This is a genomic window from Pseudoxanthomonas mexicana (assembly GCF_046736355.1).
In the GTDB taxonomy this organism is placed as follows: Bacteria; Pseudomonadota; Gammaproteobacteria; order Xanthomonadales; family Xanthomonadaceae; genus Pseudoxanthomonas_A; species Pseudoxanthomonas_A mexicana_B.
The window spans coordinates 835,890-860,421 of sequence record NZ_CP157201.1 but is presented as its reverse complement, the minus strand read 5'-3'; the positions used below and the strand labels follow the sequence as shown (position 1 = coordinate 860,421).

Annotated in this window: 33 protein-coding genes and 1 tRNA gene; 10 read left to right on the top strand and 24 right to left on the bottom strand. The window is 66.7% G+C overall.

The features are described 5' to 3' along the window. Positions 1–132: 132 nt before the first annotated feature. The 10 genes from AAG688_RS03835 to AAG688_RS03790 form a co-directional block, all read right to left on the bottom strand. Entirely contained in the window at positions 133–372 is a 240-nt protein-coding gene (locus AAG688_RS03835) for a hypothetical protein (RefSeq protein WP_128988896.1), read from the bottom strand. 34 nt (positions 373–406) lie between these two features. Continuing rightward, positions 407–1,132 carry a hypothetical protein gene (locus tag AAG688_RS03830; RefSeq protein ID WP_411834033.1) on the bottom strand — a complete coding sequence of 242 codons (726 nt, stop codon included), beginning with the start codon at positions 1,130–1,132 and terminating at the stop codon, positions 407–409. A gap of 228 nt (positions 1,133–1,360) precedes the next feature. Then, the gene (locus tag AAG688_RS03825; protein WP_411834032.1) at positions 1,361–1,675 is read right to left on the bottom strand and encodes a hypothetical protein; all 315 of its coding nucleotides are present in this window, start codon (positions 1,673–1,675) and stop codon (positions 1,361–1,363) included. A gap of 88 nt (positions 1,676–1,763) precedes the next feature. Next, the gene (locus AAG688_RS03820; protein WP_411834031.1) at positions 1,764–2,009 is read right to left on the bottom strand and encodes a hypothetical protein; all 246 of its coding nucleotides are present in this window, start codon (positions 2,007–2,009) and stop codon (positions 1,764–1,766) included. Further along, on the bottom strand, positions 2,002–2,514 hold the full coding sequence (locus AAG688_RS03815) for a hypothetical protein (protein ID WP_411834030.1): 513 nt from the start codon (positions 2,512–2,514) through the stop codon (positions 2,002–2,004). The genes AAG688_RS03820 and AAG688_RS03815 overlap by 8 nt, the downstream gene beginning before the upstream one ends. A gap of 450 nt (positions 2,515–2,964) precedes the next feature. Beyond that, a complete protein-coding gene (locus tag AAG688_RS03810) occupies positions 2,965–4,854 on the bottom strand; it encodes an AAA family ATPase (protein ID WP_411834029.1) in 1,890 nt (629 codons plus the stop codon). Between the two features lie 198 nt (positions 4,855–5,052). Beyond that, entirely contained in the window at positions 5,053–5,352 is a 300-nt protein-coding gene (locus tag AAG688_RS03805; RefSeq protein ID WP_411834028.1) for a helix-turn-helix transcriptional regulator, read from the bottom strand. A 343-nt stretch (positions 5,353–5,695) separates the two neighbouring features. Beyond that, positions 5,696–6,610, bottom strand: a complete 915-nt coding sequence (locus tag AAG688_RS03800) for a hypothetical protein (RefSeq protein WP_411834027.1) — start codon at positions 6,608–6,610, stop codon at positions 5,696–5,698. Then, a complete protein-coding gene (locus AAG688_RS03795; protein ID WP_411834026.1) occupies positions 6,607–7,068 on the bottom strand; it encodes a DUF6932 family protein in 462 nt (153 codons plus the stop codon). Before AAG688_RS03795 ends, AAG688_RS03800 begins: the two co-directional genes overlap by 4 nt. Before the next feature lie 80 nt (positions 7,069–7,148). Continuing rightward, entirely contained in the window at positions 7,149–7,586 is a 438-nt protein-coding gene (locus tag AAG688_RS03790) for a hypothetical protein (RefSeq protein ID WP_411834025.1), read from the bottom strand. 90 nt (positions 7,587–7,676) lie between these two features. On the opposite strand from AAG688_RS03790, the gene AAG688_RS03785 reads away from it, so the two are divergent. From AAG688_RS03785 to AAG688_RS03770, 4 genes are all read left to right on the top strand, one after another. Continuing rightward, entirely contained in the window at positions 7,677–7,964 is a 288-nt protein-coding gene (locus tag AAG688_RS03785) for a helix-turn-helix domain-containing protein (protein ID WP_049431408.1), read from the top strand. Between the two features lie 225 nt (positions 7,965–8,189). After that, complete coding sequence (locus AAG688_RS03780; RefSeq protein ID WP_411834024.1) at positions 8,190–9,419, top strand: integrase arm-type DNA-binding domain-containing protein; 1,230 nt, start codon at positions 8,190–8,192, stop codon at positions 9,417–9,419. 137 nt (positions 9,420–9,556) lie between these two features. Beyond that, complete coding sequence (locus AAG688_RS03775; RefSeq protein ID WP_411834023.1) at positions 9,557–10,051, top strand: hypothetical protein; 495 nt, start codon at positions 9,557–9,559, stop codon at positions 10,049–10,051. 11 nt (positions 10,052–10,062) lie between these two features. Then, positions 10,063–10,323, top strand: coding sequence for a hypothetical protein (locus AAG688_RS03770; RefSeq protein ID WP_411834022.1), 261 nt, complete (start codon positions 10,063–10,065; stop codon positions 10,321–10,323). Positions 10,324–10,414: 91 nt separating this feature from the next. On the opposite strand, the gene AAG688_RS03765 is transcribed toward AAG688_RS03770, so the two are convergent. The 10 genes from AAG688_RS03765 to AAG688_RS03720 form a co-directional block, all read right to left on the bottom strand. Continuing rightward, positions 10,415–10,930: a hypothetical protein gene (locus AAG688_RS03765; protein WP_411834021.1), complete on the bottom strand. Its 516-nt coding sequence runs from the start codon at positions 10,928–10,930 to the stop codon at positions 10,415–10,417. 70 nt (positions 10,931–11,000) lie between these two features. After that, positions 11,001–11,381 (bottom strand): hypothetical protein, encoded by a 381-nt coding sequence (locus AAG688_RS03760; protein ID WP_411834020.1) that lies wholly within the window; start codon positions 11,379–11,381, stop codon positions 11,001–11,003. Between the two features lie 230 nt (positions 11,382–11,611). After that, positions 11,612–11,851, bottom strand: a complete 240-nt coding sequence (locus tag AAG688_RS03755) for a hypothetical protein (protein WP_128988896.1) — start codon at positions 11,849–11,851, stop codon at positions 11,612–11,614. 34 nt (positions 11,852–11,885) lie between these two features. Continuing rightward, positions 11,886–12,611 carry a hypothetical protein gene (locus AAG688_RS03750; RefSeq protein ID WP_411834019.1) on the bottom strand — a complete coding sequence of 242 codons (726 nt, stop codon included), beginning with the start codon at positions 12,609–12,611 and terminating at the stop codon, positions 11,886–11,888. A 227-nt stretch (positions 12,612–12,838) separates the two neighbouring features. After that, positions 12,839–13,153: a hypothetical protein gene (locus AAG688_RS03745; RefSeq protein ID WP_411834018.1), complete on the bottom strand. Its 315-nt coding sequence runs from the start codon at positions 13,151–13,153 to the stop codon at positions 12,839–12,841. Positions 13,154–13,241: 88 nt separating this feature from the next. Continuing rightward, positions 13,242–13,487, bottom strand: a complete 246-nt coding sequence (locus tag AAG688_RS03740) for a hypothetical protein (RefSeq protein ID WP_411834017.1) — start codon at positions 13,485–13,487, stop codon at positions 13,242–13,244. Then, positions 13,480–13,998 (bottom strand): hypothetical protein, encoded by a 519-nt coding sequence (locus AAG688_RS03735; RefSeq protein WP_411834016.1) that lies wholly within the window; start codon positions 13,996–13,998, stop codon positions 13,480–13,482. Before AAG688_RS03735 ends, AAG688_RS03740 begins: the two co-directional genes overlap by 8 nt. A gap of 477 nt (positions 13,999–14,475) precedes the next feature. After that, positions 14,476–16,515 (bottom strand): AAA family ATPase, encoded by a 2,040-nt coding sequence (locus tag AAG688_RS03730; RefSeq protein WP_411834015.1) that lies wholly within the window; start codon positions 16,513–16,515, stop codon positions 14,476–14,478. Positions 16,516–16,518: 3 nt separating this feature from the next. Then, positions 16,519–16,821, bottom strand: coding sequence for a helix-turn-helix transcriptional regulator (locus AAG688_RS03725; RefSeq protein ID WP_411834013.1), 303 nt, complete (start codon positions 16,819–16,821; stop codon positions 16,519–16,521). 319 nt (positions 16,822–17,140) lie between these two features. Next, positions 17,141–17,938: a NaeI family type II restriction endonuclease gene (locus AAG688_RS03720; protein ID WP_411834012.1), complete on the bottom strand. Its 798-nt coding sequence runs from the start codon at positions 17,936–17,938 to the stop codon at positions 17,141–17,143. A gap of 85 nt (positions 17,939–18,023) precedes the next feature. On the opposite strand from AAG688_RS03720, the gene AAG688_RS03715 reads away from it, so the two are divergent. The 4 genes from AAG688_RS03715 to AAG688_RS03700 are packed head-to-tail and all read left to right on the top strand — an operon-like array spanning position 18,024 to position 19,884. After that, positions 18,024–18,224, top strand: a complete 201-nt coding sequence (locus AAG688_RS03715; RefSeq protein ID WP_411834011.1) for a plasmid-related protein — start codon at positions 18,024–18,026, stop codon at positions 18,222–18,224. Further along, positions 18,221–19,177, top strand: coding sequence for a DNA cytosine methyltransferase (locus AAG688_RS03710; protein WP_411834010.1), 957 nt, complete (start codon positions 18,221–18,223; stop codon positions 19,175–19,177). The genes AAG688_RS03715 and AAG688_RS03710 overlap by 4 nt, the downstream gene beginning before the upstream one ends. A 48-nt stretch (positions 19,178–19,225) precedes the next feature. Then, complete coding sequence (locus tag AAG688_RS03705) at positions 19,226–19,603, top strand: very short patch repair endonuclease (RefSeq protein WP_411834009.1); 378 nt, start codon at positions 19,226–19,228, stop codon at positions 19,601–19,603. Further along, positions 19,600–19,884, top strand: a complete 285-nt coding sequence (locus AAG688_RS03700; RefSeq protein WP_411834008.1) for a hypothetical protein — start codon at positions 19,600–19,602, stop codon at positions 19,882–19,884. The genes AAG688_RS03705 and AAG688_RS03700 overlap by 4 nt, the downstream gene beginning before the upstream one ends. 38 nt (positions 19,885–19,922) lie before the next feature. Here the strand turns inward: AAG688_RS03700 and AAG688_RS03695 are convergent. From AAG688_RS03695 to birA, 4 genes are all read right to left on the bottom strand, one after another. Beyond that, a tRNA-Thr gene (locus AAG688_RS03695) sits at positions 19,923–19,998 on the bottom strand. 361 nt (positions 19,999–20,359) lie between these two features. Next, positions 20,360–21,028, bottom strand: coding sequence for an SPOR domain-containing protein (locus AAG688_RS03690; protein WP_411834007.1), 669 nt, complete (start codon positions 21,026–21,028; stop codon positions 20,360–20,362). Then, on the bottom strand, positions 21,022–21,801 hold the full coding sequence (locus AAG688_RS03685) for a type III pantothenate kinase (RefSeq protein ID WP_411834006.1): 780 nt from the start codon (positions 21,799–21,801) through the stop codon (positions 21,022–21,024). The genes AAG688_RS03690 and AAG688_RS03685 overlap by 7 nt, the downstream gene beginning before the upstream one ends. Further along, positions 21,798–22,763 carry a bifunctional biotin--[acetyl-CoA-carboxylase] ligase/biotin operon repressor BirA gene (birA, locus tag AAG688_RS03680; protein WP_411834005.1) on the bottom strand — a complete coding sequence of 322 codons (966 nt, stop codon included), beginning with the start codon at positions 22,761–22,763 and terminating at the stop codon, positions 21,798–21,800. The genes AAG688_RS03685 and birA overlap by 4 nt, the downstream gene beginning before the upstream one ends. Before the next feature lie 256 nt (positions 22,764–23,019). On the opposite strand from birA, the gene AAG688_RS03675 reads away from it, so the two are divergent. Both AAG688_RS03675 and AAG688_RS03670 read left to right on the top strand, forming a co-directional pair. Further along, complete coding sequence (locus AAG688_RS03675; RefSeq protein ID WP_411834004.1) at positions 23,020–23,328, top strand: hypothetical protein; 309 nt, start codon at positions 23,020–23,022, stop codon at positions 23,326–23,328. 3 nt (positions 23,329–23,331) lie between these two features. Next, entirely contained in the window at positions 23,332–24,090 is a 759-nt protein-coding gene (locus tag AAG688_RS03670; RefSeq protein ID WP_411834003.1) for a zinc-dependent peptidase, read from the top strand. The last annotated feature ends 442 nt before the right edge of the window (positions 24,091–24,532 follow it).

Genomic DNA, 24,532 nt, shown 5'->3' with positions numbered 1-24,532 from the left:
TCGCTGTCGGCGCGCGAGGGTCCGCAAGCGCATGAAAAAGAAGGGGATGCCGTGAAGACATCCCCTCCGAAACACGGCCGGGCCACCCTTTGCCCTCTGCGCACCTAACCAACCCGACCGGGTTTGCTCGGGTCAGGCCGGGAGGAAGGCCAGGTGCGCCATCCCCGACCCCAGGGCGTCCGCCCTGCGCTTGGTCTCGCGGTCGACGTACAGGTCCAGTGCACGGCAGTACGGCTGCCCGGCCAGCGCTGCGGCCTCGTCGAACTCCTCGGAGCCGACGGCCACGCCGTTGCGGGCCGCGGCTGCCTCAAGCTCGGGGAACGGGTCGCACCTGTGCTGGATCGCCGCGACCAGGGCCGCGAGTGCCAGCATCGCCGGGTGGCACGGTGGATAGTGGGCGCGTCGGTCAGTCATCGCCGTCGCCCCCGATCAGGTCGTGGTCGATGTCCTTCTCACGCATCGCGAGCTGCACCGCGCCGAGCGGGTTCGACTTGCCGGAGTTCCAGGCGCGGATCGCGACCAGGATGCCCTGGAGGCGCGCGTCGCCCAGCTTGATGTACTCCTGCACCTTGAGGAAGTCGTCTTGCCTCATCGCGGTCGCCAGCTCGACCGGGCCGACCGGGCGGTCCTTGCTGGGCATGCGGTCGATCAGGGACAGCACGGCCGAACCCAGGGCGACGTTCTTGGTACCGACGGCGACCTGGGCCATGTGGCCGAGCTCGGCCGGGCCGGCGTGCTGGATCTGCTGGAGGTACTCGGTGCGCCTGGGGTCGCCCAGGGCGGCGCGTGCCAGGACCTTCGCCGGGGAGTCGTAGAACTGGCGCTGGCCGACCAGCTGCGCATGCGGGGCGCCCGCGTCCTTGATGATCTTGTCGAGCTCGGCCTTGGAGTTGTCCCTGATCTCGCGGACGGTGGCGATGGTCTCGTTTTGGGCGAAGCGCGCGAGGTCGCCGGACGACAGGCCGGGTGCATTCTTCCAGCGCGATGCGATCTGCTGCTTGCGGGTTGCGACGTCCTTGTTCAGCCGCTCGATCGCGGTGAGGGCACGCTTGTGCAGCAGGTCCAGGGTCGAGGCGAGCTCGCCGATCTGCTGGGTGCTGAGGAGGGGGGTGTCGCTGAGGGTGATCTTCATGGCTCGTGTGCTCCGGTGGTTGTGGTCCTCCGGTCGCCTGTCACGAGCGAGTGCACCAAGCCGAGGTGCTGGTCACGCGCGCCTGTGCGCTGACCGGATGCCTGCAATGTGTCGCGGAGCATTGGGCGCGAACGCCATCGTTCTCCGGGCGTGTTTCCCTCGGATCTGCCGCTGTCGCTGTGGCTTGCGATTCATGGGCTTGGCGTAGCGCCGCCCACCGATGGAATGTCAGACGTCCTTGGCTGGCGCGCTGCCCAGGCCGCCGCACTCCTCGCACATGCGCACGCGCACCACGTCGTCGGAGAAGGTGAAGCGGGCGCAGCACATGCAGCGGAGCCAGCCGATGCGGCGCACCACCTTCGGTGGCCCCTCGTTGAGGTCCAGCACATCGGCGCGGCGCCTGCCGCCGTCGCAGGGCCAGCGGGCTGGCTCGACCAGCGCCCTGGCGATGCGCCTGTCCTCGGGCCTCAGTTCGCGCCTGCCCGGCGTGGCGCCGAGCCATCGGTAGTTCTGGTGCCTGGGGTCGTGGCATCGCGCCGTCACGGCGCTGTACCCGATCCCCACGGCTGCCGCGGCCGACCTAGCGGAGGGGTATCGCACCCCGTCCACCTCGACGGCGACCGCGTGACCGTTAGTGCCCGCGGTTGACGCTGCCATGCTCGCGCCGCCCCTCGTACTCCTGCGACATGCGCTCCCAGGTCTCGGCGTCCAGGCGCGGCACCGGGCCGATGCAGGTCATCTCCGACTTACGGGCTAGGGCGTCGCGCCCGCCCATCGCCTCGACCGCGTCGGGCGCGGTGCCCTGGATCGCGCCCAGCATGGCGTCAATCTGCTCGGCCTTGTGCAGCGCCTCGGCGACGCTCAGGTGCTCACTCATCGTCTTCCTCCTGCGGCCGCGCCGCGTTGTACTTGGACAGCAGCGCCACCAACTGGGCGCGCTCCTCGGCGGGCATCGCCAGCAGGGCGTCGGCCGACAGGCCCGTGTCCTCCACCTTCACGCGCAGCCTGTCCGCCATCTGCTCGCCGTAGCGGAACTTTAGGAGAACCTCCAGGAGTCTGTCGCTGTGCTTCCTGACGGTGAGCGGCCGCTCCTCCCCGGTCGCCGGGTCCGCGGTGGTGGCGAGGCGTCCCTGGTGGATGACCGGCTCGTCGTAGCCGATCGCGGCGCGCCTGTACGCCTCGTCCAGCAGCGAGTCCAGGGCGACCTCGATGGCCTTCTCCCACCGGGTGCGGAACTCGATGTCGTTTGCCTTGTGGTAGAAGGCTGTCTGCCTGCTGATGCCCGCCGCTGCCGCGGCCTGCTTGGGCGAGCACGTGTCCTCCAGCACCTGGAAGAACAGCTCGCGCCGCTCGGGCGTGAAGGTGTTCGGGATGGAAAGCACGACTGCGGTCTCCGGGGTGAAAAGTGGCTTACGTTGTGATGGTGTCGTGCTTACGCGCGCAGGCACGCCATCGTTCAAGCAGTTGGATCAACGGCTTGGATGGCGTCGGCCATCCGATGCTCGATTAGATGGCGCGCGTCGCCTGGGATTGCCTGTCCTGTTCGCCTCGCGCGCGAGGGACACGGCACGCAAGGTTGGACGCATCCGTCCATGCGCTCGCCGTTTGTGGGGTAACTCAAGAATCAGACTCCGGGCAGACTTCGCTTTCACTTTCTTAAGAAAGTGAAAGCTGCGAAGTCTCGTCTGCCGTGGCCGAAGTCTCGTCCGAAGTCTGCGAATCGAGTGGGCGCATAAGCTGCTGATCCGGAACAGACTTCAGACTTCAGGACGCCGCGAAGTCTCCGAAGTCTCGAGACTTCAGAATCAGACTTCAGGAGACTTCGCGGGCGTTCATGGCGCGGCCTCGACCCGCACCACCTTCGGCGCCGTGGAGTGCTTGCCGACGCGCTCGCACCACAGCCAGAAGTGGCGACCGTCCCAGCTTGCGCGCACGGCGTCGATGCGACCCTCGGGGATCCTTTCCGTCACCGCGCGCTGCGCCGAGCTCTTGCTCATGCCCAGGCGCTTGGTGGCTGCGTCGAGCAGCTCGGACGCCTTCACCGTCCCGCCCGACGCGCCCAGCTCGCACGCCAGGGCGGTCAGCCCGTCGTCCGTCGTCGCCTCGCCCCCGAAGTCGGAGGCCGCGTCGACCATCACGGTCGGACGGAGCACCAGCGACGACGGCGGCCTGCCGTTCCAGTCGGGTTCCCCCGGAAGATCCACGCGCTCCAGGTTGAATCGCATCGGCGGCTCGCGCTCCGCGTCCTTCTGCTTGTGCACGGTCACGGTGATGGCGCGTACCTCCTTGTCGCGGCTCACCTCGACCGTGGTGTCCATCGCCCCGAGGAGCGACGAGCTGCCGCGCATGCCCTTGCCGGGGTCCTTGCCTGAGTGGTGCACGACCACGACGGTCGCGCCCGTCTCGTCGCGGATGCGCTTCATGCTGGCGATGTAGCGCCCCATGTCCTTCGCCGAGTTCTCGTCGGCGCCAGCCGCCGTCTGGTTGAGGGTGTCGATGACGACCAGGCGCAGCGGCCCGAGCTCCTCGACCACGTCGCTGACGAAGGCGCGGACGCCGCCGTCGCGCTCGGCTGCGAGGTTGATCTCGCCGTGGTCCAGCCAGAGCGGGAACTTGCCCACGTCGATGCCGCGGTCGATCTCCCACGCGCGGACGCGCTTGCCGAGGCCAGACGCGCCCTCAGCCGCGACGTACAGGACGCCGCCGTCGGTGACCCTGCGGCCGTGCCAGTCCACGCCGCCCGCGACGGCCATCGCGATGTCGAGCGCCAGGAACGACTTGCCCGACTCGGGCGCGCCATAGATGGCCGCGACGCTGTCCTCCACCAGCAGGCCGGGCACGAGCCACCGCGGCGGCGGCAGCGCCTTCAGGTCGTTCACGTTGAGGAAGCGCCTGCGAGCGCGCGGCTCGATCGGCTCGACCTCGTCCCACACGTCGAAGTCTTCGGCAGCGTCGGGCGGCGCGATGTCGGACCCGACCTCGTTGAGGCGCCTGCGCAGCGTGGCGATGGTCACCGCGTCGTCGCGGTCGGCGTGCAGCGAGTCCCAGCGACGCCCGACGATCCACTCGTGGTCTGCGTAGCTGGGGTCCGACGTGGACCAGGCGATGAACTCCTGCCGCGCCTCGCCGTCGCCGTCGGTGGCGTGGTGGCAGGCCATCATCAACTCCAGCCAGCGATCGTGCTCGCGGAAGTCCGTCGGGTCCAGGTACTCCAGCGACGCGGCGAGCTGCTCGGCGGTGATCTCGCCAGCGCCCGCGGCGCGCTTCCTCTCCGGCCTGCGCGCCGCCTCGACCAGCCGCGCGGGCAGGTCCGGCATGTCTGGTAGCGGCGGCGAATCAGATGCCCAGCGGTACAGGCCGCCGGTCGGGTGTACAGAGCCGGCCGCGACGACCTGGCGGCCCAGCGACTTGAACTCGACGCCCTCGAAGCCGTCCACGGTGTCCAGCAGCACGGCGCCCGCTGGCTTGCGGAAGTAGAAGTGGTGGCCGGGGTGTTCCAGGTTGCCGGTGAGGACGTGCGGCGCAGACGCGAGCGGCAGGCCGAAGGCGGCGGCCAGCTCGGCCAGGCTGTCGCGCCCAGCCGGGAAGTTGCGCGGGTCCACGTCCACCACGACCACGTCGGCGGGCAGGCGCACGCCCAGGTTCAGGCCGTCGCGCCTCGCGCGCTCCAGCACCTCGCCCCGGTCGTAGCTGCGCTCCTGCCAGCGCTTGTCGGCGGGCACCTTGTCGCGGCGGCGCAGGGGGATCAGGTCGAGCCGGGCGCGGCGGTACTCGGACGCGGCCTCAAATGATGGCGTCGCGGCGGCAGACCCCGCGGCATCATTGATCCCGTGAGTCCTGGACAGCTCACTCTCCTGGTCGGTCGTACCCCTGCGCCCACGGTCTCGCACGCCGTGGGCGTTTTCATGTGCGGCCATCGGTCAGCCCTCCGCGTTGGCGGTGCGGGCGGCGAGCATCGCGGCGGCGACCTTGCGGACGCCCTCGCTCATCGGCTGGCCCTTGGCATATTCGCGCAGGTCGCCCATGCGGTACCGGATCAACTTCGGTCCGACGCGTGAGTAGTTCGGTCCACCACCGTGGCAGCGGTACCACGCCAACGTGGCGCGCTTGAGCCGCAGGAGCGCGGCGGCTTCCTCAGGCTTGACCATCGCCTCGTCGGGAAGCGCGTGCAGTTCGGCCAGCTCTTCGGGGTTGAGCTTCTTGGGTTCGGGGGTAGTCACAGGCGTGCTCCATCTCCAAGTTCCCACGGAGGCGGAATGCCGCCGGGGGACTGGGCCTGCTGTGCGTCGCAGAGATGGGCTGCTCAGTTCGTCATGCTGGGCTGGCCTCGGCTGTTCTTGCCACCGAAAGCACTTCTGATCGCCATAGCCATTGCCGACGATCCTCGGGCTGGTCTGGTCCGCAGCCCGATTAACCACACTGTACCCAGATGGCTCGCGCGTTGACACCAACATTGCATCCGGGCTCCCCGGTGAGCCCGTGTTGTCCGATTCGATCCGGGCTGCTCGGTATCAGGCCGCGTGGTCCCGAGCTCGGCACGGGCCGTCTGGCGAGGCCGTGCGGCTACTGAACCTCGACAAGCTGTCGCTTGTAGATGTCCTTTTTCTGCACAGAATCCCAATAGCGTGCAGTCTCTACTTGGATTGTGGTCAATGACGTAATGGTCAAGCGTTGCACCTGCTCCGTAAGCTTGAGCGGGAAGCGGATCATGACCTTTCCATCGTCGGTGCGGAGTTCCAGCCTGCCCGTGTCGGTGATGCCAGCAACCCTGCCCGTGATCGTCTCAAGATACCGCTCTGGCTCGCGGATGGTGTCGAGGAGTGCGCGAATACGGACAATCTCGTCAGGGCGCCCCTCCCAAAATTGCCGCCCTCGCGGGGACTGCCACGTGAATTGCGCGGCGAAGCCACCTTGATCTAGCTCCTTCATAAACTCGCCGAGCTGGTGCGCGGACTTGCCGCCCACAGCATCCACCGCATCGTAGAACTCATCTTGGCGTGCGTTTAGCAGGCGAAATACCTGAGCAAGCGTCGCCTGCAACAGGCTCTCCCCGGTCAAGTCAGGCATAGCATTGCCAGTAACGAAGATGCGGGTCGAACCGTGGCCTATGCCAGCCAGCTTCAGGTTGAGGGCGCTGATGACATCAGAACCGGCACCTCGCGCTGCATCATTGCCGTAGCGCAGCCTGTGTGCAGCGAGCTTCCACGCCTTCGACAAGGGGTCCATCGCTCGAATGAACCAGTCGAGAGAGATGCTGCCATTTGCCCGTGGCCCCAGAAGCCGCAAATCAACCAGCTCTCCAGCCTCTTCGGCCTCTTCAAGCATTAGTTGATGGGCCGCTTCCCGCGCTGCATCTTCCTGATTTCGTGCAGCCAGCTGGAGGAAGAAGTCATCGGGCTTTTCACGGGCGCGATCCGACGTCTCCTTTGCGAATTCAGAGAGCGCTTCGGCGTGGCCTTTCAATATCTTGCTGCTCATATGCCCACCTCCGCTAGACCCTTCGCCGTCACCCGGTCGTGGCAGAACCCGAAGAAGCCACGCCAGTATGCTTGTCGATGCACCAACTTGAGCTGATCTGGCGTTTCTATATACAAGTCCAAGCCGAACAGAGCCTTAGCAGATGGCTTGTCCAACAGGCGCTGGGCCTGCTGCTGATTTGCAGCCGTGGCATTCGCCGCTGACGACCACCGCGGGTACCAAAGCACGCAATCGATGTCGCTGGGACCAGGCTTTTCCGTCAAGAAAGAGCCATCCAGCCAGAGCGTACCATTCACCCCGCAGGCATTGAGTGCCCCGACCCAGTTCATCAAGTTCTGGTACAGACCGGTACGCTGCGCATCATCAGGGAACGGCGTGACCGCCAGTGCCTGTATGTCTGCCAAGGTCAGATTGTGCATCCCCGGCGCCAATAGCGCCGGGAAATCGGGCTTCGCCATTTATTCCCCCATCCAGTCCTTCCCGAACTAGTTGGGGAAGTTTCACCCACCTGAACGGCGCTGTCGAGTCAGCGTTGACCCTATAGGCACGCCCCGACCCAAGCGTCAGCGACATTATCCCGTCCTTCGACGATGACGATCTTTCCGTCAAACACAAAGCGCCGAAAACCCGTGTATCCACCGAACTCGTTCTTGGCGTTGACCCGGCCACAGGCGACCACGCCGAACTCCTCGGTGTAGTTCGCACGCACTTCCTTGAACTGCGCTGCGTCCGGATCCTTCAGTTCGCGCCTGACGGCGTGCTCGGCCGCGACGATGGTCTTGGCGCCGAACCACTTCTCCTGCTGAGCCTTCTTCTCGGCGGACGACATGGGTCGTTCCGGCTCGGGCTGCTGGACCTGCTCATGCGGCGCCCCGGCCGCCGCGGCGGCAACTGCGGGCTTGCTGCGCGGCACCACCTTCGACCCGATCCAAGCCAGGACCACCAAAACCACCAGAAGAATCCCTATCCGCTTCATGCACTCCCCCTGAGCAACGCTAGTAAATAGTCTATTTTGGACTAATCCAATACGAACTCTAGCGTGCGGTGACCAACCTGTCACCGTGCGATGGCCCAATCGACCCACAACCCTGACTACCAGCTACTGCTGACCGTCCTGAAGGCGGCCCGCAAGCGCGCCGGCGTGTCACAGGTCGATCTGGCCGAGCGGCTTGGGAACACGCAGACCTTCGTGTCCAAGTGCGAACGTGGGGAGCGGCGCATCGACGCCGTGGAGCTGGTCGAGTTCGCTGAGGCGCTCGGCGTGCCGCCGCTCGGGCTGCTCGGCGAGTACCTGGAGCAGCGCGCGGCCAGACTCCAGCCGAAGTCCAGAAAGAGCAGCGCGAAGGGGCGCTGACTACGAGGGATGGTGCCGCTTCACAGACTCGAACTGTGGACCTATCGCTTACAAGTCGGCACGCGGATAGCTTGCCATGATTTGAAATCGGATGGTCCAGGGCCGCTTACACCGAGGAAAAACCGCGACTTAATGAGGCTTCAGGGGCACAAACGGCGCGTCTGAACACGGCACCTTGTGGTGCGAAACTGTGTCCGAGCCGTGGCCCCGTCACCCGGAGCCAGCATGAAGTCGAAGATCACCCAGTCCCTCGTCGAGAGGGCACCAAAGCCCGAGCTGGGCAAGTCGGCCCTGTACGCCGACACCGAGATGAGGGGGTTCTACCTCATCGTCACCCCCACCAAGCGCAGCTTCTACGTCCAGTCCCTCGTCAACGGGCGTCAGGTCAGGACGAAGCTGGGCGACCACCCGGCGATGGACGCCAAGCAGGCCCGCGACGCCGCCCGGCAGACGCTGGTCGGCATGAGGGGCGGCACCAACCCCAACGAGGAGCGCCGCAAGGCCCGGGCGCGCGGGATCACCCTGCGGGAGGGACTGGACCTGCACCTCAACTCCCGGCGGCTGGCCGACAAGACCCGCAGCGGCTACGAGTACCACGTCACCTACTACCTCAAGGACTGGCTGGACAGGCCGCTGGCCGAGATCGGCGCTGATCGACAGGGCGTGCGCGAGCGCCACCGCAGGATCACCGAAAGGAGCGGCGCCACCTCGGGCGACAACACCATGCGGGTCCTGCGCTCGGTCTACAACCGCGCCCTGCGGCAGTTCCCCGACCTGCCACCTAACCCGGTGGGCAATGTGGACATGAACGGCATGCGCCGGCGCGAGGTGGACGCCAGTCCCGAGAAGCTCAGGGCGTGGGGCAAGGCGGTGCTGTCGCTGGGCAACCCCGTGCGCCGCGACCTCCAACTGTTCATGCTGCTGTCGGGCATGCGCCGGACGGCGTCGTGCGAGGCGAGGCGCGCGGAGCTCGGCGACGGGCGCTTGCACGTGCCGAACCCGAAGGGAGGATCGTCCAAGAAGTTCGACCTACCGCTGTCGTCGGCGCTCACCGACCTGCTCGCCCACCGCGAGGCGAACGCCGACGGCGTGAGGCGCAAGACGCCCTACCTGTTCCCGGCCGACTCGGCGTCGGGCCGGGTGGCGGAGGTCCAGCAGCACGAGCTCGGCGACCTCACCGGCCACGCGCTGCGGCACGCGTACGCGTCGCTCGCATTGCAGGCTGGCGTGCCGCTGCTGGAGCTGCGGTTCCTGCTGAACCACAGCGCATCCAGCGGCGGCGTCACGATGGGCTACCTGCACCCGTCAATCGACCACCTGCGCGAATACCAAGAGAAGGCATCGCGCTACATCCTCGACGCGCTCGGCCTCGTGCACGAGCCGGGGACGTGGCCGCCGAGGCTCACAACCACGCCCGCGAATGCGCCGTCAATCAACGAATGCGAGGTTGCGTAGCGCCTGCAAACGTTTATGGACGCGCAAAAATCGGGGCGCGAAACTCCTCCCTACACCGCGCGGTGTTGTTGCATCGGAGTTCGACGAGGACTGGCCCCCTCGTTGACTCCTTCACCAACAAACCAGGAGAACGAACAATGCTTCCCTCATATGTAACGATCATCAAGACATTGACCGACGAGTACTACCCCAGCTTCAAGGGCGGTGGAACAGGGTCACTGCTCGACGTAACACTTGGCCCCGCATGGAATGGATTGATGTCCAAGGATGGCTCCGACGGCATCCTCAGGGTCGTGTCCGCCTGGCACGGCATCATGGAGGATGGAGTGACGCAGAATTGCGCCTACGACGAATGGGCTGACGACATTGCGAACTACGTCGAGCAAGACCTCGGCAAGGAGATTGCAGCTGCCGACCGCTACGAGGTGCGCGAGCACAGCATGCTGTACTGGAGTTTCGCAATCTTGTTCCAAGCATTCGGGGACGACTGGCCTACCGAAGCACTGACAGCTCGCATCTTGGAGAACGAAGACATCTCGAAGGTGCAAGGTGCGGCGTTGACCGAAGTCATCTGGGAGCATGCGTTGCGGGAGTACCGCGCGTTCAAGGCCCTCCAAGCCAAAGCGGCATAGGGAGAAGCGCGATGGAAATCACCTTGCAGAACCCATCCCTGCGTGCCCTCAAACTGGTCATGCGTGCGAACATCCAGGAGCAGCTACGGGAGCGCTTGGGTGACAGGCGCCTCAAGCTAGGCACGAAGACTCACAACATCGTCCGGTGGGTCGGCTACCAGCTCTACGAGGGAAGCGACGAGGAACTCCAAGGCTTGCAGGCCACGCTGGAAGAGTGCCTTGCCTTCGTGCTGAAGGAACAGCGGCGGCAGAAGGAAGCGACGACCACCTGATCCACCATCGGGACGCGATCGCGCGCAAGCGCATGAAAAGAAAGGGCCACCGCATAGGTGGCCCTTTTTCGTACACGACGGGAGAACGGTGTCAGTCGTCGGATGGCGCGGGCTCGACCACTCGAACCGTGGACAGCGCCTCTGCCGACTGCTCCTCGTCCATGTCGACGGGGTGGTGCTTCTGACGCGGCGGCACCTCGACGCCCTTCTTGCGCATGTCGTTGGCGTACCAGCGAACGCTCTTTGCAGTCGCCGCCGCGCCATCGATCTGCGCGTTGACCATGTCGGCCACCAGCGCGTGCGGGAAACCCGCTGGGTCCATCAGGATCGCGCGTGCCAGCGCGCCCACGCCGAGGCCGCGCGGCTTCTTCTCGGCCGCATCCGGCGCTTCGGTGGCCTCGGCCTTCGGCTCTGCGCGCGGCGCGGTCGCCTTGGGCTTCTTCGGCTGCCCGAACGAGGCCAGGTCGATGTTCTTATCGGCCGCGACCTGCTCGATCCGCGCGACGAGCTTCGCGCGCGTCGCGAAGGTCTTGGGGCCTGCGGGCTTGTCGGCGATGCGGTTGTGCAGGTCCAGCAGTTCCTTGGCGGGCATTTCTTCCAGCTTCATAGCGCTCTCCTACGTGTTGGTGGACACGTAGGCATTAGGTCGCGGTTCGCTGGAGTCGGGAGCCCCCCCCCTATCGATTAGCTGCCATAGCAAGGGTGTCCTGCTCTTCAAGCTCCTCTTCGGCAGTCGGACTAGGCGCAGCGGGCCGATTCGCGATCAACGCAGTGACATCGCTCCACTCTTCCATACGGAACACGTGCACCCTGTTTACGTGGGCACAGAAGTTTGGGGCCTGCGTTTGCAGAACTCCTTGCAATGTCATCAGCGCCGTAATTGGATCCTGGTCGCTAACAGTGTGATACAGCGAGCCTTGAGGGTGTGCGGTGAAACCACAGGCCGCCAGCGCCTGTGGGATTTCCACTTGGTACACACGAGTGATTTGAGCGTTCGTGAAACCAGCGGCACGCATGCCGACCGTATTCAAGTCAAACGCGATCGCGTAGTTCGCCATATGTCCTCCATCCGCTGGTTAATAGGCGTATGACGATATACCTCTACAAGATGAGCCGCAAACTACGCAGGACGAGTTAAGAGAATCGACTCTCCAACTGGCTGTCTGGGCGCGGTGCGCCGTAAGCCCATGAAAAAGAAGGGGATGCCCTAGGGACATCCCCTCCGAAACACGGCCGGGCCACCCGTTGCCCTCTGCGCACCTAACCAACCCGGCCGGGTTTGCTCGGGTCAGGCCGGGAGGAAGGCCAGGTGCGCCATCCCCGACCCCAGGGCGTCCGCCCTGCGCTTGGTCTCGCGGTCGACGTACAGGTCCAGCGCGCGGCAGTAGGGCTGCCCGGCCAGGGCCGCGGCCTCGTCGAACTCCTCGGAGCCGACGGCCACTCCGTTGCGGGCTGCCGCTGCCTCGAGCTCGGGGAACGGGTCGCACCTGTGCTGGATCGCCGCGACCAGGGCCGCGAGGGCCAGCATCGCCGGGTGGCACGGTGGGTAGTGGGCGCGTCGGTCAGTCATCGCCGTCGCCCCCGATCAGGTCGTGGTCGATCTCCCGCTCGCGCATGGCGAGCTGCACCGAGCCAAGCGGGTTGGACTTGCCGGAGTTCCAGGCGCGGATGGCGACCAGGATGCCCTGGAGGCGCGCGTCGCCCAGCTTGATGTACTCCTGGACCTTCAGGAAGTCGTCCTGCCTCATCGCCGTCGCCAGCTCCACCGGGCCGACGGGGCGGTCCTTGGTGGGCAGGCGGTCGATCAGGGACAGCACGGCGGACGCCAGGGCGACGTTGCGCGTGCCGACGGCGACCTGGGCCATGTGGGCGAGCTCGGCTGGGCCTGCATGCTGGAGCTGCTGGAGGTACTCGGTGCGCTTCGGGTCGCCCAGGGCCGCGCGGGCCAGGACCTTCGCCGGGGAGTCGTAGAACTGGCGCTGGCCGATCAGCTGGGCGTGCGGCGCGCCCGCGTCCTTCAGGATCTTGTCCAGCTCGGCCTTGGAGTTGTCCTTGATCTCGCGGATCGTGGCGACGGTCTCGTGCTCGGCGAAGCGGGCGACGTCAGCCCCGCCGATGCCGGGGGCGCTCTTCCAGCGCGCGGCGATCTGCTGCTTGCGGGTCGCGATGTCCTTGTTCAGCCGCTCGATCGCGGCGAGGGTGCGCTTGTGCATCAGGTCCAGGGTCGAGGCGAGCTCGCCGATCTGCTGGGTGCTAAGGAGGGGGGTGTCGCTGAGGGTGATCTTCATGGCTCGTTGGCTCCTGTGAGGGTTGTGGTCCTCCGGTCGCCTGTCACGAGCGCATCCCCAGCCGCGGGGTGGTCTGCGCGCCAATGCGCTGACCGGATGCCTGCAATGTGTCGCGGAGCGTTGGGCGCGAACGCCATCGTTTCCCGGACGTGTTTCCCTCGAAGCTGCCGCCGTCACTGCGGCTTGTGATTCATGGGCTTGGCGTCGCGCAGCCCGCCGATGGAATGTCAGGCGTCCTTGGCTGGCGCGCTGCCCAGGCCGCCGCACTCCTCGCACAGGCGCACGCGCACAACGTCGCCCGAGAAGGTGAAGCGGGCGCAGCACATGCAGCGGAGCCAGCCGATGCGGCGCACCACCTTGGCCGGACCCTCGTTGAGGTCCAGCACGTCGGCGCGCCGCGTGCCACCGTCGCAGGGCCAGCGTGCCGGCTCGACCAGCGCCCTGGCGATGCGCCTGTCCTCGGGCCTCAGCTCGCGCCTGCCCGGCGTGGCGCCGAGCCATCGGTAGTTCGGGTGCCTGGGGTCGTGGCAGCGCGCCGTCACGGCGCTGTACCCGATCCCCACGGCTGCCGCGGCCGACCTGGCGGAGGGGTATCGCACCCCGTCCACCTCGACGGCGACCGCGTGACCGTTAGTGCCCGCGGTTGACGCTGCCATGCTCGCGCCGCCCCTCGTACTCCTGCGACATGCGCTCCCACTCGTCTGCGTCCAGGCGCGGCACCGGGCCGAGGCACGTCATCTCGCTGCGTCGGGCCAGGGCGTCGCGCCCGCCCATCGCCTGGACCGCATCGGGTGCCGTGTCGTGGATCGCGCCCAGCATCACGTCGATCTGCTCGGCCTTGGCTAGAGCTTCGGCGACAGTCAGCTTCTCACTCATCGTCCTGTTCCTCGTCCTGCGGCCGCGCCGCGTTGTACTTGGAGAGCAGCGCCACGAGCTGCGCGCGCTCGTCGGCGGGCATCGCCAGCAGGGCGTCGGCCGACAGGCCCGTGTCCTCGACCCTGACGCGCAGCCTGTCCGCCATCTGGTCGCCGTAGCGGAACTTGAGCAGCACCTCCAGGAGCCTGTCGCTGTGCTTCCTGACGGTGAGCGGCCTCTCGTCGCCGGTCTGCGGGTCCGCGGTGGTGGCGAGGCGTCCCTGGTGGATGACCGGCTCGTCGTATCCGATCGCCGCGCGCCTGTACGCCTCGTCCAGCAGCGCGTCCAGGGCGACCTCGATGGCCTTCTCCCACCGCGTGCGGAACTCGATGTCATTGGCCTTGTGATAGAAGGCGGTCTGCCTGCTGATGCCAGCCGCCGCTGCGGCCTGCTTGGGCGAGCACGTGTCCTCCAGCACCTGGAAGAACAGCTCGCGCCGCTCGGGCGTAAAGGTGTTCGGGATGGAAAGCACGGCTGCGGTCTCCAGGGAAAAAGTGGCTTACGTTGTGATGGTGTCGTGCTTACGCGCGCAGGCACGCCATCGTTCAAGCAGTCGGATCAACGGCTTGGATGGCGTCGACCATCCGATGCTCGATTAGGTAGCGTGCATCGGTGGGATCGCACGGCCTGTTCGCCTCGCGCGCGAGGGACACGGCACGCAAGGTTGGACGCATCCGTCCACGCGCTTTCGATGATGTGGAGGGGTTCGCTTTTCGATTGTCGGACTGATTGTCACGTTCGTCGTCTATAGACTGACGAACGCCGTGACAATCGAATCCACCAGTGACTTTCGCTTTGACAATCGGGTGGCCGAAAGTGGCCTAAGTGCTTGCCGCGATTAGATTGTCGAGCTGACAATCGAAACTGACTTTCGGCGACAATCTGATTGTCACTGGGCGCGACAATCGAGCTCCGAAAGTCGCGCCCCGTGACAATCGAAAACGCGCGTTCACCCCTCCGTCCTGACTAGGATTCCGAGCCTCGGGTTGCGCGCGTCCATCGGCTCCAGCCACACCATGAAGCCGTCGATCGACGCCCTGGCGTTGCCGCGCCCATCGAGGATGGCGGCCTCGATCTTGCGCCTCGCCGTCTTGTCGGCGACGCCGTCTCGCTCGCAGACGATCGCGGCCAGCTCCTTCAGCGGGATGCTGCCGCCGCGCTCGTTCGCCTCCTGCCGTGCCAGCTCCAGGATGGGGTCCATCGCGCCGCCGAACTCACCCTGCGCATCGACCATCACGGTGGGACGCAGTACCAATGAGTCGCCGACTTTCTCCATGTTGAAGCGCATCGGGGGCTCGCGCTCCGCGTCCTTCTGCTTCTTCACCGTCACCCTGATCGAGTGCCCGTCGCTGGCGCGCTCCACCTCGACAGTCGTGTCCATCGCGCCCAGCAGCGCGGTGCTGCCGCGCATGCCCTTGCTCAGGTCCTTGCCCGAGTGGTGCACCACGACCACCGCCGCGCCCGTGGCGTTGCGCAGCAGCTTCATGCTCGCGATGTAGCGGCCCATGTCCTTCGCCGAGTTCTCGTCGGCGCCTGCGGCCGTCTGGTTCAGGGTGTCGATGACGATCAGGCGCAGCGGTCCCAACTCGTCGGTCACGGCCTGGACGAACGCGCGCACGCCGCCGTCCTTCTCGGCCGCGAGGTTCAGGTCGTCGCGCATGAGGTGCAGGTCGAACCCGCGACCCTGGGCGCACCTGTCCGCCTTCCAGGCGCGGAAGCGCTTGCCCAGGCCGGGCGCGCCCTCCGCGGCGATGTAAAGCACGCCGCCGTGCTCGACCTGCCTGCCATGCCAGTCGATGCCGCCCGCGATGGCCATCGACATGTCCACCGCGAGGAACGACTTGCCCGACTCTGGCGCGCCATAGATGGCGGCGAGGCTGCCCTCAGTCAGCACGCCAGGCACCAGCCACTTCGGCGGCGGCAGCGACTCCACGTCGTCCAGCGAAAGGAAGTTCCAGCGGCTGCGCTCCTCTGCGGGTTCGACCTCGTCCCACACGTCGAAGTCGTCGGCCGCGTCGGGCGGCGCGATGCCGCCACCCACCTCCTGCAGGAACATTTGCAGGGTCGCCGTGGTGACGGACTCATCCCTGTCAGCGTGCAGCGAGTCCCAGCGGCGACCGACTTTCCACTCTTCGCCGCGGTAGTGACCGTCGCCCATGCACCAGTCGATGAACTCCTGTCGTCCTTCGCCGTCGGTGGCGAAGTGACAGGCCATCATCAGGTTCTCCCAGCGCTTGTGGTCGCTGCCGCGGCCGAAGTCGCACGGGTCGAGTTGCTCCAGGGTCTCGGCCAGTTGTTCAGGCGTCAGCTCACCGGCGCCGGTCGCCTGCTTCTTGGGGCGATCCGGCCTGCGCGCCTTCTCGACCAGCCTTGCGGGCAGGTCCGGCATATCGCCCAGCGGCGGCGAGTCGGGCGCCCAGCGATACAGGCCACCAGACGGATGCACAGAACCCGCCGCAACCACCTGACGGCCGAGCGACTTCAGCTCCACACCCTCGAAGCCGTCCACGCTCTCCAGCAGCATGACGCCCGCAGGCTTGTGAAAGTAGAAGTGGTGGCCGGGGTGGGACAGGTTGCCGGTGAGGACGTGCGGCGCCGACGCGAGCGGCAGGTCGAAGGCTGCGGCCAGCTCCGCCAGGCTGTCGCGCCCCTCGGGAAAGTTGCGCGGGTCCACGTCCACCACGACCACGTCGGCGGGCAGGCGCACGCCCAGGTTCAGGCCGTCGCGCCTCGCGCGCTCCAGCACCTCGCCCCTGTCGTAGTTGCGTTCCTGCCAGCGCTTGTCGGCGGGCACCTTGTCGCGACGACGTAGGGGGATCAGGTCGAGCCGGGCGCGGCGGTACTCGGACGCGGCCTCAAATGATGGCGTTGCGGCGGCGTGCCCCGCGGCATCATTGATCCCGTGAGCTCTGGCAGGCTCCGTCTCCCGGTCGGTTGTAACCTTGCGCCCACGGTCTAGCACGCCGTGGGCGTTTTCTTGTGCGGCCATCGGTCAGCCCTCCTTCTTTGGGGACAGGCCGCGAGCGACAAGTGCCGCCTGGGCACAGCGTCGCATGCCCTCGCCCATTGGCTGGCCCTTCGCGTATTCGCGCAGGTCGCCAAGGCTGTAGCGGATCAGCTTCGGCCCGACGCGGGTGAACTTCGGACCGCCGCCCTGGCAGCGATACCACGCGAGGGTCCCGTAAGTGAGGCGGAGGAAGGCCGAGGCCTCCTGAGCGGTGACGAGCGCGTCGTCGGGTAGTGCGTGGAGCTCGGCGAGCTCCGCAGGAGAGAACTTCTTCGGTTCGTAGGCCATCTTCTGGACTCCGTGCAGGTGCGATCCCCACGCGGCGACATGCCGTGCGGGGACTGCCTGCTGTGCGTCGCAGAGATGGGCCCGTTTGCTCCCCTCAGTCGGCGGGGCGGGTCTCGGTCTTGTAGGCCACCGAAAGCCTGGCGTCGGCGGCTGGTGGCACCGACAGACCTAATAGTGCACGAGGTGTTCTCGCGCTGATACCAACGCTTTGTCCGGGCTCCCCGGCGAGTCCGTATCGCGCGATGCGGTCCGGGCTGCGCGGTATCAGGCGACGTGGCCCCGGACGCGGCACGGGCCACCTGGTGAGGCCGTGCGGCTATCAGATGCTCAGCCAGTCATCCTCGTTGAACTGAGTAAACCCCTGCGCTACAAACTGGGCACGATCTGCCATGTAAGTTGCACACAGAACCTGTATTCCTTCTGGCGCAAGGATTGCTTTAGCTTCGCGAGCGCGCTTGAGTGAATCCCTTTGCTGTGCCACCTGCTCTATGACAGAACGAGGGATGATCTTCCCGCGCGCATTCCGAAAAAGCGCCGCGATAGCCTGCTTTCCGCTTGGCGCAGTCATGATGGCAACCCGCGCCGAATTGGGTAGGTCTAACATGAAGTTGCGGGGCATCGCCCCCTGCGCCAGCCAAACAATCTGTGCCTTACCTGCGGCCGATACGCTCTTCTTGCCATCCTGATTGGCCCCGTTCGTCAGAACGCTGGGCACCATCCTAAGAATCCCGATCCCGCAAGTCCCGGTGTCGTCGTTGCCGGTGACGAGGAGGCAGAGTTCCCCAAAAGCCTCGCGCGGGATCATCCATGTGTTGCCCACCGTGAACTTGGTGTCCACTTCGTGGCCAGCAATCAGGTTGTCAAGAATCTGGCCGCGCGCTAGGCCTAGCTCCGCTCGGAGCACAATCTCGACCTTTGTACCGATATAGGTCTTCTCGGTCTTCTCCAACTGCTGGATGCAGTAGCGGCCAGTGCGCGGGCCATCGATGACTTCGTCGAATGACTTGCGAATGGCGCGGCCAACTGTACCGAGCAAGTCCGGTTTTGCTAGCAGTTCGGCTTGTACTTGAACCAAAGCCGGGTCCGCAGCCAATGGATTGGGAATAACCGCACTCATCTCGCACATCTCCTACATGCTGTTCTTGAGTATGGAGATGCCCACGTGGATACACAAGTGTGTATCCACGTGGTAGATTCGCTGGGTGAACAGAAAAGATGTCGGTCTGCGTATTCGCGTTGATAGGGGCCTACGGGAGTCCTTCGTCGAGGCGTGCCGAGTCCAGGATGTCCAAGCGTCTCAGGTGCTGCGCCAGTTCATGCGTACCTTCGTTGAAAAAAGTGCAGGAGGCAGCCAGCTAGCGCTGCCGCTTGAGAAAGATCACAAATTGCAGAGTGCCAAATGAGCGGACCCACTTCCCTAGAAATTTGTAGCGGCGCCGGCGGCCAGGCGCTTGGCCTCGAGCTAGCCGGTTTCGGCCACGAGGCGCTCGTAGAAATCGAACCGCCCGCATGCGCCACCCTGCGTGCCAACCGACCCGACTGGCAGGTCTTCGAAAAAGACCTGAGAACTTTCAGCGCTAAGGCCTACAAAGGCATCGACCTTCTCGCAGGCGGAGTGCCGTGCCCACCCTTTTCCAAGGCTGGCAAGCAACTTGGCGCTGATGACGAGCGCGACCTATTCCCGGAAGCCATCAGGCTCGTGGACGAATGCCGCCCGCGGGCTGTGATGCTTGAAAACGTGCGCGGCCTGCTGGATGCGGTCTTTGATGACTACCGCAATAAGGTTGAGAAGCAACTTAAGAAGCTGGGCTATGTCCCAAGCTGGCGGTTGCTTAATGCATCCGATTACGGCGTCTCGCAGCTGCGCCCTCGTGTTGTCTTCGTGGGCATCCAGAAGGAGTTCGCCAGTCAGTTTTCGTGGCCTAAGCCCAACGACAAGGACCCTCTCACCGTTGGCGAGCTACTGCATGACCTGATGGCTGAAGCAGGATGGCGCGGGGCGAATCGCTGGAAGGAACAAGCTAATGCAATCGCGCCCACCTTAGTTGGGGGCTCAAAAAAGCATGGCGGTCCCGATCTAGGACCGACGCGCGCCAAGCGTGCATGGGCAGCGCTTGGAGTGGACGGCCTCGGCATCTGGGATGCTCCACCAGAGCGTGACTTTGTTGGGATGCCGCGCCTTACGACCCGCATGGCCGCGCGCATTCAAGGCTTTCCCGACGAATGGCAATTCTCGGGCAGGAAGACTGCGGCGTACCGCCAGATCGGGAATGCCTTCCCGCCTCCGGTTGCCAAAGCCGTCGCCAGCCAGATCTATCAGGCCATCACTGCCCGCAAGATGTTTGCGGTTGCCTGAAGGCGCAGCCCGGTGGACAAACTTTCACCGGACCGGCGAAGCGCGAACATGAGCGCCATACGGAGCTCGGATACCAAGCCTGAGCTCCTCGTCCGCAAGCTGGCCCACCGCTGCGGATATCGATTTCGTCTCCATCGCAAGGACCTACCTGGGAAGCCAGACCTCGTCTTTCCAAGCCGCAAGGCCGTCATCTTAGTCCACGGCTGCTTCTGGCACATGCACGGCTGCCCGAGCGTTCGAGCCCCCAAGTCCAACGCCGACTACTGGCGCCCAAAGCTCGAACGCAATCAGAGGCGGGACGCCGAGAACATTTCTGCTCTTCAGTCTCAGGGCTGGAAAGTTCTAACCATCTGGGAGTGCGAGACGAGCGATCTGCCCGCCATCGAGCGCACCATCAGAGACTTCCTATCCCCCTCCAAGTCATGAGCAGATCGACAGAAGCACAGGACAAGGCCGCAGGCGGCGCGAAGAGGCGGCAACTCCGAGTAGAAGACGGCGCCATCGTCGTTGCTTCCGTCTCCGTGCGAGCCTTCAAGAGGTCGAAGCAACTCTACGGGTACCTTCAGTTCAAGCTAAACAACAAGACAGTGACCCGCTACATCGGTAACGTCAGCTCAGACTCCAAGCTCGAGTCCATCTCCAAAGGCTGGCGTGCGGTGCGAAAGATGCGCATTGCCGAAACAAACGGCTGGACTTGGGTGAAGTAGAGAGAAGGGCCGCCCGCGAGCGGCCCTTCTCTGGCGTCTGGTGCCGCTTGTCCGAATCGAACGGACGACCTACTGATTACAAATCAGTTGCTCTACCGACTGAGCTAAAGCGGCGATGTCGTACTTCTCTTGCTCAAACCGTGTCCGGCTTGCCCCACAGTCTACGCGCTGGCGGGCCTAAAGCCTTACCGCGCTTCGCCTTCCTGCCTGCCGCCACAACAACCGCGTCCGAGTTACAAGGCGATTGCTCTACCAACTGAGCTAAAGCGGCAATGTCGTCGTACTTCTCTTGCTTAAACCGTGTCCTGTGTATCCCACAGTTTAAGCGATGAACCCCGAAAGCCTTGCCGCATCTGGCTTTCGGCTCGGCCGCCAAGACAGCCGCGTCCGAGTTACAAATCAGTTGCTCTACCAACTGAGCTATGCCGGCAATGAAGCGCGGCCATCGCGGCCGCGCGGCATTCTACCGCAGGCGTCACGGCGTGGCCGCGCAGGGCTGCGGCAGCGCCTGCGCGCCGCCGGCCAGTTGCCGCAGCGATTCGCCGTCCTCGCCGGGCGGCAGCACCGATTCCAGCCACCACTGCATCGGGCCGGTCGCCCCGACCGGCTCCAGCAGGGCGGCGAACCCGGCCGCCTGCAGCGCCTGCTGGCGGTTCAGCGCGACCGCGTGGCTGCGGTAGCGGCCGAGCGCGATGCTGTTGGCTTCCGCGCCACTGCCGATGATCAGGAAATCGTCGAAGCCCGCCGCGGCGATGCGCGCGGCCAGCGCCTGCGCGGCCGCGCGATCGGCCGCCGGCGCGATCAGCACGCGATAGCCCGACGGGGTGCCGCCGGGCAGCTGGCGGGGATGGCTCTCGATGCCGCGCGCCTTCAGCCGCATGCCGGCGCCGGCGAGCGCCTGTGCGTCGGCATAGGGCCCCAGGCGGATGCAGGAAGCCGGTACGGCCGGCGCGGGCGACGCCGGCGCCGCGGCTTCGGCAGCCGGCACCGATGCCTGCACCTGCGGCGCATCCACCAGTTGTAGCTGCGCCACGCCCACCGGCAGGGCCGGCGCGGGCAGAACCGGGTCGGCCCGCAGCATCCACCACGACGCCACGCCCAGGTTGAGGGCGACCAGCAGGACGATCAGGGCGCGTATCAGCATGCGGCGATTCTAGAGCGCGCCAGGCCGTCTGGAACCGACCCGGCCATCGCCCAGCGGGCCAGTCCTTCCAGCACCAGCGACGGCGCATGCACGGCCTGCGGCAGCTGCGTCAGCAACGCGTCGGCGCCGCCGCCATGCAGCACCAGCGCCGGTTCGCCGGCGCCATCCAGCGCGGCCTGCCGCAGGCTGCGTTCGATCAGGCCCACGGCGGCGCCATCGCAGCCTGAAGCCAGTGCGTCGGCGGTGTCGGCGGCGAAATCGCCGACCTCGCCGCCCTCGGCCGGCAACTGCGCGGCGGCATGGTGCAGCGCCTGGCGCATCAGCCGCGGCGAGGGCGCGATCAGCCCGCCGCCGTGCTCGCCCCCGGCCGCGAGCAGGTCGATCGTCAGCGCGGTGCCGACGCCGACGATCAACTGCCGGCCCGGCCGCCGCGCATGCGCGCCGATCATCGCCAGGAAGCGGTCCACGCCCAGCCGGCCCGGTTCCGCGTAGGCCACCCGCACGCCGGCGAAGCGCCGCTGCGTGCGCGCCAGCGAAACCGTGCGGAAATGCGCAGCCAGGATCTCCACCACCCTTGCCGTCAGCACCGGCGAGGCCACGCTGGCCAGGCAGGCCGAACCGCCGCGCCCGCCGGCCGCCAGCAGGCCATGCAGCGCATCGGCGAAGGCGGATTCGTCATGGCCCAGCGCGATCACCTCGCCCATCCTTCCGTCTTCGCCCAGGCGCGCGGCCTTGAGCCGCGAGTTGCCCAGGTCGAACAGCCACCGGCTCATTGCGCCCTCACGCTGACTTCGCCGGCATGCACCGGCTGCACGATGCCGTCCATGCGCACCAGCAGCGCGCCATCGGCGGCGATGCCCTCGGCCACGCCTTCCAGCACCCGCGTCGGCGCGTAGACGCGCACCGGCTGGCGGGCCAGTGCATCGAGCGCGGCGAAGCGCGGCAGGAACGGCGCCAGCCCCTCGCGGTCGAACTGCGCCAATGCCGGCAGCAACCGCGCCAGCAGCGCGGTGGCCAGCGCGTTGCGCGAGGACGCGCCGGCGCCGGCGCTGGCCAGGTCCGTCCACGGCTGGTCGATGGTGCCCGCGCTGGCGGCCGGCATCTTCACGTTCAGGCCCAGCCCGATCACCGCGCGCACCGGGCCGGCGTGCTCGCCGCCGCCCTCGACCAGCAGGCCGCCGAGCTTGCGTCCATCGACGACCAGATCGTTGGGCCACTTCAGGCCCACGCCTGTCACGCCCAGTTCGCGCAACGCTTCGGCGGCGGCGACCCCGGCGACCAGGCTCAGCCCGCCCAGTCGCGCCAGGCCGCCGGAGAACTGCCGCGCCAGCGACAGGTAGAGGTTGGCCGCCAGCGGCGAAATCCAGATCCGGCCGCGGCGACCGCGCCCGCGTTGTTGCCGCTCGGCCAGCAGCGCCACCGCGCCGCGCTCGGGCGGCGGACGCCGCAGCAGTTCGCTGTTGGTCGAATCCAGCGACCACGCCGTCTCCAGCGCGGCCAGTTCGTCGCACGCCGCGGCCGGCAGCGCGGCGACGATGGCCTGCGCATCGAGCAGATCCACCGGCGCGGCGAGCGCATAGCCCAGCCCCGGCTGCGCCTGCACCTCCAGCCCGGCCTCGCGCAGCGCCTGGATGCGCTTCCACACCCCCGCGCGGGTCAGCCCGCTGGCCCGCGCCAGGGCATCGCCGGAGACCGGGCCGTCGCACAGCCGCAGGACCAGGGCGCGCTCATCCATCCGCCCGGCCTCCGGTACGGATGCGGCGGGGCGGCGGCGGCGCATGCGCGCGGCGCGGGCGTGGAACGGGATACGGGGCGGCGGGCATCGGCATGCGCGGCATTATGCGCGATGCCCGGCGGCCGGCCTCGACGCCGCCGGTCCGATCGGGGCGCGGAGCCGGCCGGCGGCACGCGCCGCCGGCCGGCTTTCACGCTATATTCCACCGGCTGTCCGCCCGCCGCCGGTCGTCCGGCCCACCGACAGGAGTCCGAAGATGCTGCGCTTGCTTCCCCTGATGCTGCTGTTGGGCGCCTGCGCCACCGCGATGGCGCAGAACGGACGCGTCAACGCGCCCTCCGACGTCACCTCCTGCCAGGAACTGGCCGAGAAGCCCGCCGAGACAGGCCTGGCCGACACCCCGCGCGACAGGGCCGCCGCCGTGCGCAACAAGTACGCGCCGGTGTCCACCGCGCTGCCGGCGCCGGCCTCCGGCTCGCGCGGTGGCGGCGACGACGACGAGTCGCCGTTGCCGCGCCCGCGCGCGCCAAAGTGGCACAGCTTCCTGCCGGGCATGTTCCGCTGACGCGTGCTGCGCTGGCTGCGGCGCCGCGCTGACGCGCCGATAGACGACGCCCGCTGGTCCGCGCTGCTGGCGGGCCACCCCTGGTTCTCCTCGCTGGACGAAGAACGCGCCGCGCGCCTGCGCAAGCTGTGCGCGCGCTTCCTCGCATGCAAGGCCATCACCCCGATCGCCGGGCTGGAACTGGACCAGGCGCAGCGCCTGCAACTGGCCGCGCTGTGCTGCCTGCCGCTGCTGGAATTCGGCGAGAACGGGCTGCACGGCTGGTCGCAGCTCATCGTCTATCCCGATGCGTTCCGCGTGCAGCGCAGCCACGTCGACGCGGCCGGCGTACTGCACGAATGGGACGACGAACTGGCCGGCGAATCCTGGGACGCCGGGCCGCTGATCCTGTCCTGGGCCGACGTGCAGGCCGACCTGGCCGAACCGGACGCCGGCTTCTGCGTGGCGGTGCACGAGATGGCGCACAAGCTCGATGCGCTGGACGGCGCGATGGACGGCACCCCGCCGCTGCCGCGCGCCTGGCAGCGGGAATGGGCGCGCGATTTCCAGCGCAGCTACGACGATTTCTGCGCCGAGGTGGACGCGCGGCGCGAGACGGCGATTGACGCCTACGCGGCCGAGGCGCCGGAGGAATTCTTCGCCGTGGCCAGCGAGTACCACTTCTCCGCGCCGGCCATGCTGGAATCGGCGATGCCGGAAGTGGCCGCACACCTGCGGCGCTTCTACGGCCCCTCGCCGATGCAGCACACCGGACATCCGTAGGCCCGGTCACAGGCCATACCCCACGTAGAGCCGAGCTTGCTCGGCTGCTTTTACGTCTTCGCATCGCAGAGCCGAGCAAGCTCGGCTCTACAGGCCACTCCCGCGAACGATGCACGACCGCAGCGATTCAGATCCCCGCGGACCACTCGGCACGTATCCCGGCCAATCCCGCCGAGCGGACAAGAACCTTTCCCTGTAGAGCCGAGCTTGCTCGGCTGCTTTCCCGCCTCCGCATCGCAGAGCCGAGCAAGCTCGGCTCTACAGACCGCTCACGCATGCGATGCGACGAACCCGCAACGATTCAAAGCCCGGCCCACCGCACCGGCACGTATCCCGGCCAGTTCCACCGAACGGACAAAAACCTTTCCCCTGTAGAGCCGAGCTTGCTCGGCTGCTCTTCCGCTCCGTATCGCGGAGCCGAGCGAGCTCGGCTCTACAGACC